The sequence below is a fragment of the Bacillus sp. JJ1127 genome, assembly GCF_036965845.1.
In the GTDB taxonomy this organism is placed as follows: Bacteria; Bacillota; Bacilli; order Bacillales; family Bacillaceae_G; genus Bacillus_A.
Window position 1 is genome coordinate 1 of sequence record NZ_JBALQK010000074.1, and the last position, 6,776, is coordinate 6,776.

Sequence of the window (6,776 nt, forward strand, 5' to 3'; positions counted from 1 at the left end):
AAGTATATATATATTCCTTATATTGAAAAGATAAGAAAAACATGTCTTTTACTTTATAATGCTTTTGGAGACTCTCTTACGCCTTTATTTACTAGACCGGTAGATGAATCTTCAATAAAAAATTATTTACAATACTCCTCTTTGCAGCTCAGATGAAATCCATTTCCACTTTTCATGTAAGTGACATTATCCCTTGAAGTATATATAAACTAATAAATGTAACTATTTATCTCCTTTAATTGAAAATTACTTGAAAGGAGAGGTTGAGATTCAATGTATATGATTAATGATTTTAAAAATAAAACTTTTCTTATAACTGGTGGATTTGGATTTATTGGCTCTCATTTAGTAAGAAGGTTGTTAAACTTACAAGCAAACGTTGTTGTTTTCGCAAGAAAATCATCGAGTTCTTGGAGTCTTAAAGATGTACTAAGAAATATCAAAGTTTATGAGATAGATATACGAGATAAAATGCAAGTTCAAGATATGATAAAACAGATTCACCCAGATTATATTTTTCATCTTGCTGCTTATGGAGTAAATTCAGCCAATACAGATTACATGAGTGCTATTGAAACGAATGTTTTAGGTACAATTAATATTATTCAAGCAACAAAATTTATAGAGTGCCGTAAAATTATTAATATTGGAAGCAGTTCTGAATATGGGAATAAGACAGAACCTATTCAGGAAGACATGGTACTCACACCAGTAGACATTTATGGAAGTAGCAAAGCCGCAGCTACCATACTTGCTCATCAAATTGCTGCTGATCAAAATATAAATCTTATAACTTTAAGGCCCTTTGGAATATTCGGAGAAGGTGAAGAATCACATAAAATTTTTAGTTATATTATTTTACAAGTATTGCAGGGTAAAAATGTAGACTTAACTTTATGTAACCAACTAAGAGATTACTGTTATATAGATAATATTATAGATGCATGTATATTAGTAATTGAACATAATTCTATACAAAATGAAATTTTTAATATTGGAAGTGGTGAAATCCATCCTTTAAAACATTATGTAGAATTACTCTTTAAACACTTACAGACAAATAAAAGCCCTAATTATGGTGCATTACCCTATAGAACTAATGAACGATGGATTCCTGAACCAAACATTAACAAAATTAAAACCATGCTTTCCTGGGAGCCAAGAATAAGTATTGAAGAGGGTATTATTAAGACTGTTAATTGGTATAAGCATAATGCACATTTATATCTGAATGCATGAAAATATATTGGTAGGGTGTGAATGAATTGTTAAGGGATGGCTTTAATAATGTATTTCGTGGAAAGAAAGTATTAATTACGGGACACACAGGTTTTAAAGGTTCTTGGCTGTCCATTTGGTTAAAAGAGTTAGGTGCGACTGTAATTGGATATTCTTTAGATCCTAAAAATAAAAAAGATAATTTTATAGTAACAAATCTTCAAAACGACATAATTGATATTCGTGGGGATATTAGAGACTTTAATAAATTAAATAAGGTCTTTGAAGAACATAAGCCTGAAATTGTATTTCATTTAGCCGCACAGCCACTTGTGAAATATTCTTATGATTTTCCTAAAGAAACGTATGATATAAATGTTATGGGAACAATGAATATATTGGAAGCCATTCGTTTACACGAATCAACTAAGGTAGGAATTATAGTGACGAGTGACAAGTGTTATGAAAATAGTGAATGGGTTTGGGGATATCGTGAAAATGATCCAATGGGGGGATATGATCTATATAGCTCTAGTAAGGGATGCTGCGAGCTTTTAATTTCATCTTATCGTAACTCATACTTTCCAGAAAAAAATTATGACCAGCATAAAAAAATAATTGTAAGTGTTCGAGCTGGAAATGTAATTGGTGGGGGAGATTGGTCTGTAGACAGGATTATACCGGATTGTATACGAGCATTGGAATCAAATCGTGAAATCGTTATAAGAAACCCTAATGCAATAAGACCTTGGCAACATGTTTTAGAACCTTTAAGTGGATACTTACTTTTAACTGAAAAAATTTTAACGGAGGGTGTTCGTTTTTCTGGTGCTTGGAACTTTGGTCCAACCCTAAATAATATGGTTTCAGTAAAACAACTTGTTACCGGTATTATAAAAATTTGGGGATATGGAGATTGGGTGTTACCAAATGAAAAGCAAGACGAATTTCATGAAGCAACATTCTTAAATCTTGATATAAGTAAAGCGAAATTCAAATTAAATTGGGAACCAAAATGGTCTCTCCAACAGACTTTAAAACATACAGTAGACTGGTATAAAAATTATCATACTTATTCCCATACAAGGCTACGAAATTTATGTATTAGCCAAATTAAGCAATATTGCCAGTCTTAAGAAACAAGACTTATAGTTTGCAGAAGACTGCTGGAAAAATGTCTACTTAGAATAAATAACAGGACTTTTATTAATATACAGAAACCTAAAAGAGGATAAACTCTATATACAGTAGGTAGTTATCTTCCCAAAAATGTATTGAAATTGGTTTTATATCGTGTTGTTGGCGATATCACATAAACTATTCTAATAACCCAAGAAGAATGTACTCTTTATGAGTTATTAAACCTGTTATTTTAAGGTTCTGTTCCTTTTGAAATTGTTTCACTGCTAACTCCGTATATATGTCATAAATTCCGTGACATTTTCCTTTATAATATCCTGCTGTTTTTAATCTGTATTGAACAATTTGCACTAAATTCCCTCGTGAATTGCTAGATAAAGTTTTAAATTCATGTTTTCCTATACCAGTGATGGGCCCATCAACGTAAACTTCAGTACCAACTGGGATTTTATCAAATAGTTTTTCAACATTTTTATTGTGCATACGAATACATCCACTACTAACCCTTTCGCCAATTAACCAAGCTTTATTGGTCCCATGTATGCCATATTTTCCCCATGGGACATCTAATCCAAGCCAACGCGATCCAAATCCACTTCCCCATCCCTTTGATTTATTTGTAATATGAAATTTACCAATCGGAGTAGGGGACTGGTCCTTCCCAGGAGAAATAGGATATTCCTCAATTACTTTATTGTTTTGAATGAAATACAATTTGCTAGTCCATAAATTAATGTAGATTTTGTATTCGTTGATTTTCGCACAAACAATATTTGTTGCAAAACAAAGAAAAGCAAGGAGCAAAATTAAAATTTTACAATACCATTTCTTCATACACTACTCACCTAGTTAACGTTTTAAAGTTCGGGTCATGAATCCCTTAATGATGGAGGCTTTATCTGGTTTAGTATGCGAAGTTTAGGAGAGAATAGTCATGGATTTTCATTTGAGGGGGAATTTTGTTTTGTTAGCTTGATAGTGATGTTATGCTGTCCCTTCTTCATCAGTTAGTAACGAAGTAAACAGTTGATTTTTAATCCACGCCTGGGCTTTCGGTGTAACGATAGGACGTGATACTTTCACCTTCTCTTCCATTATGTTTCTTATACCGACGAATTTATCCGGTATACTTGCCATTTGTTATCAAAACCTAAATTGTAAAAAGTCATAAAAAATTAAGGATATTACATATTAGCCACTTATAATATGTAATATCCTTTTATTTTGATTGAGATATTAAATCATTACCTTATAAGAATAAATTATAAATATAGATAATTAAGTTGTAATTTACTCTGTTGAAGTGATGCACCTAAAATGAAAGTAACTATTATATAAGGGGTAATTTTATGAGTAATAAATTGAAATATTTATTAGGGATTAGCATTACCGGATTTGGGGATGGAATTCAACAAATTGCTTTGTTATGGTATATTTTTCATTTAACAGGACAATCAACTTCCATCGGATTAATGATTGCTATTTATTATATACCAAGTGTCATTTTAACACCTTTTGTGTCTGTTTATGTAGATCATCATGATTCTAAAAATATTGTTGTTCTAACAGATAGTATTCGATTTGTACTTGTTTTAATCATGGCAATTCTTGTTTTCATAAAATGTGAATCAGTAGTTGTTTTCTACATTATGCAATTCTTATTAGCAGTTTGCTATACCGTTTACAAACCCGCATCTTCTGCATTTATTAAGGAAGCATTCTGTAATCAGGATATACCATTTGTCATATCAAAAGCATCTTCATTAAATGAAGCAGCATTAATAGTGGGAACTGGTATTTCTGGGTTACTTCTAGTCAAATTTTCTTTAGCTACTAGTTTCTTTATTAATTCTGTAACATTTTTAGTTGCGGCTATTTTCTTTTCTTCTTTAAAAAGAATGAACCCTAAAAAAATAAAGAATACAAGAATATCCTACCTTGCAGAATTAATATCGGGATGGCATTTTATTAATCAAACAGAAGGAATGAAATACTTACTGTTTTTATCCATTTTGAATAGCATTAGTATACAAATGACAACAACTTTATTATTACCTCTTGCAGAACAGTTTGAAGGAGGTAGCGGACTCTACTCAATATTTGAGATAGCATTTTCAGTAGGAGGAATTATAGCAGGTTTTATTGCTATCTATTTTTTAAAAAGGTTTAAACATAAAGTTATTTTTATTACGATGGTGGGTATGGCAACATCTTCTTTTTTATTATATTTGAATGACTATAAAACAACGGCCGTTATTTGTATATTTATAATGGGGTTATTTACCATGTCGCACTTGATTATTGTGCAAACGTTAATACAGTTGAATACTACAACAGAATATATTGGCAGAGTAATAGGCTTAAGAACAATTCTAGCATCATTTGTTAAGATATCATCGGCTCTATTAACTGGTATTTTAATAACTCATATGGGAGTAAATAATATTTTGTTTTTATTTTCTATCTTAATATTGGCTAGCTTTACTACGATTGGAAATATGAAAAAGCAAATGTATTAAAGTGAAGGGAAATACACCTGGAAGATTAGCCATAGATGCTATTACGATTGTAAATAACTTGCGAATCGGGGGATAAAATGGTTAATATACGTTCGAAAACAGAAGAACTAAGGGCAAAATTAAAAACTATATTGAGTCGAGAATATAAAGAATTGGCTGTTCAAGAATTAAAAGTAGTAGGAAATGGAGTACAAAATATTGTGTTTTGAGGGGATTAGATGAGTTGTGTGAAATGGAGATCAGTAGATGAACCTGTTTCTACAAAAGATATATATGAAGCTGCAAAAGAAATAGGTGTAAAGTTTCCACGAATAAATAGTTGTTACATCAGAGGTGACATATGGACTGTAATTTAATCTATCCTTTAGAGGATGATGTAAAGGTTGCATTTATTTTGACTATTGCTGAAAAAATCTTTCAAACTATAAAAAAAGACGATGAGAGATATCTAGCAGGAAGAGATGCTTTAGATAAATGTTGGATTTGGGTTGAAAGTAAAGGAGTATCTGGTGATGATTTGTATGAGTTGATAGATAATGCAGATTGTACAAGTATATTTGAGTTTGCTGAAGATGAAGAAGATTTAAGAATTGCGAGATTATGGTCTTCATTAGTTGATATAGTTGCTTATACGGCATGGAAAGCGTATATAAGGGAAAAAACAAAATATTTACCACAAACATTAGAGGGCATCAAAGAAGAGCATTTAGAAATTGTAATAGAAAGTGCTATCGAGACTACCTTTATTACGAAGGAAGAAATCCAATCTATGCAACAAAGTCTTTTGTCTACTTTTCAAGTAACAAGTGATGGAATAATAGAATTTTAATTAGGGGAGGGATGATAGCTGTGGTTACTGTGAATTTAGTGGTGCTTAATGATTCGAATTCTAATAAGTATCTTCCTTTGATTAGAAAGAAAACATCTAAATCGATAAGTGAGATAAAACAAAATATGAAAACAGAAAAACCTGTAATGGAATGCAATTATGATGATGCAGATCAATTGAAATCTTTAGTGAAATCTGCTGAGGAATTAATTGCAATGGGAGCAAGTATAAAAATGTATGAAGATGAAGCATTGATTACACTTGAAATGGTAAGAAATTCAATTGAGACAATAGAAGGGATTGCAAAATACAGGGAAGAAATCGATAATCTAATGTTTGGGGAGGATTATATAAATTAAGTGGGATTATAAAATGGGTATTTCCATCTACTACATGTACACGCTGCGAGATCGTGTCAGTATCTAGATTGGTACGGTTTTCCGAGTCGTTGATAGCTATTTTCCATTTTTCTAATCCAGATTGAAAGTTGTCTTTTAACATAATAGGATCGTTTGTTTCCTTAAACATAGACTTCTTTTCTTTTTTGGAGACATCCGATTGAGGAACTGTCTTTTTTATATCAATCAATACGATACCACCTACAAGTAAACTGACAGATAGGACAAATATAGCAAGAATTTTTTTCATCGTTCATCGCACTCCATCTAGTTTGTTTTTCTTTAGTAACTCCACCTTATAACGCTGTAAATGTCGCATCCCATTTGGTTGGAATTTGATAGTCTCGTATTTAAAAGCCTAATGCTGATAAACTGGAGTTTTTTCTATAAGAGGTCACTGCATCGATTTTAAAGGATTATTAGAAAGTATAACGCTTTTTTACACTTGGAGGTAGTTAATATTTTTAAGTTGATGGATGTGTAGCGAGACCCAAAAATACAAATATGAATTATTGCATATTAAAATGTATTGATGAATTTGCAAGTGCTTACTATAATAGGGGTATAAAGATTTATTACATCTTACTACTCAAGAAAAAAGGAGGACATAATATGACAATCGCAATGGCAATTTTAAAATTTGTAGGTGGAGTACTTCCATTAGTTCAAGAA

General features: G+C 31.3%; 7 protein-coding genes and 1 pseudogene. 6 read left to right on the forward strand and 2 right to left on the reverse strand.

Going from position 1 to position 6,776, the window contains the following annotated elements; translation table 11 throughout:
* Window positions 1-279: 279 nt before the first annotated feature.
* Complete coding sequence (locus V7183_RS09110; protein WP_335359272.1) at window positions 280-1,239, forward strand: NAD-dependent epimerase/dehydratase family protein; 960 nt, start codon at window positions 280-282, stop codon at window positions 1,237-1,239.
* Between the two features lie 26 nt (window positions 1,240-1,265).
* Window positions 1,266-2,354, forward strand: coding sequence for a CDP-glucose 4,6-dehydratase (gene rfbG / locus V7183_RS09115; RefSeq protein ID WP_335359273.1), 1,089 nt, complete (start codon window positions 1,266-1,268; stop codon window positions 2,352-2,354).
* A gap of 181 nt (window positions 2,355-2,535) precedes the next feature.
* Here rfbG and V7183_RS09120 read toward each other — a convergent pair whose 3' ends face one another.
* Together V7183_RS09120 and V7183_RS09125 are read right to left on the reverse strand one after the other, a co-directional pair.
* Complete coding sequence (locus V7183_RS09120; RefSeq protein ID WP_335359269.1) at window positions 2,536-3,192, reverse strand: L,D-transpeptidase family protein; 657 nt, start codon at window positions 3,190-3,192, stop codon at window positions 2,536-2,538.
* 150 nt (window positions 3,193-3,342) lie between these two features.
* Window positions 3,343-3,495, reverse strand: a complete 153-nt coding sequence (locus V7183_RS09125; RefSeq protein ID WP_154724622.1) for a hypothetical protein — start codon at window positions 3,493-3,495, stop codon at window positions 3,343-3,345.
* 212 nt (window positions 3,496-3,707) lie between these two features.
* On the opposite strand from V7183_RS09125, the gene V7183_RS09130 reads away from it, so the two are divergent.
* The 4 genes and pseudogenes from V7183_RS09130 to V7183_RS09145 all read left to right on the forward strand — a co-directional run bounded on the left by V7183_RS09130 (window position 3,708) and on the right by V7183_RS09145 (window position 6,065).
* On the forward strand, window positions 3,708-4,877 hold the full coding sequence (locus tag V7183_RS09130) for an MFS transporter (RefSeq protein ID WP_335359270.1): 1,170 nt from the start codon (window positions 3,708-3,710) through the stop codon (window positions 4,875-4,877).
* A gap of 77 nt (window positions 4,878-4,954) precedes the next feature.
* Window positions 4,955-5,083 (forward strand): annotated as a pseudogene (locus V7183_RS09135) (phosphotransferase family protein); the annotation flags it as partial.
* Between the two features lie 134 nt (window positions 5,084-5,217).
* Window positions 5,218-5,706 (forward strand): Imm6 family immunity protein, encoded by a 489-nt coding sequence (locus V7183_RS09140; protein ID WP_097899775.1) that lies wholly within the window; start codon window positions 5,218-5,220, stop codon window positions 5,704-5,706.
* Between the two features lie 11 nt (window positions 5,707-5,717).
* On the forward strand, window positions 5,718-6,065 hold the full coding sequence (locus tag V7183_RS09145; protein WP_335359271.1) for a hypothetical protein: 348 nt from the start codon (window positions 5,718-5,720) through the stop codon (window positions 6,063-6,065).
* Window positions 6,066-6,776: the final 711 nt, after the last annotated feature.

Bases quoted from the DNA above. Each gene is read 5' to 3' on its own strand.
- V7183_RS09130 (WP_335359270.1), top strand. From the start codon at position 3,708: ATGAGTAATAAATTGAAATATTTATTAGGGATTAGCATTACCGGATTT.
- V7183_RS09125 (WP_154724622.1), bottom strand. From the start codon at position 3,495: ATGGCAAGTATACCGGATAAATTCGTCGGTATAAGAAACATAATGGAA.
- V7183_RS09120 (WP_335359269.1), bottom strand. From the start codon at position 3,192: ATGAAGAAATGGTATTGTAAAATTTTAATTTTGCTCCTTGCTTTTCTT.
- V7183_RS09110 (WP_335359272.1), top strand. From the start codon at position 280: ATGATTAATGATTTTAAAAATAAAACTTTTCTTATAACTGGTGGATTT.
- V7183_RS09140 (WP_097899775.1), top strand. From the start codon at position 5,218: ATGGACTGTAATTTAATCTATCCTTTAGAGGATGATGTAAAGGTTGCA.
- V7183_RS09145 (WP_335359271.1), top strand. From the start codon at position 5,718: ATGATAGCTGTGGTTACTGTGAATTTAGTGGTGCTTAATGATTCGAAT.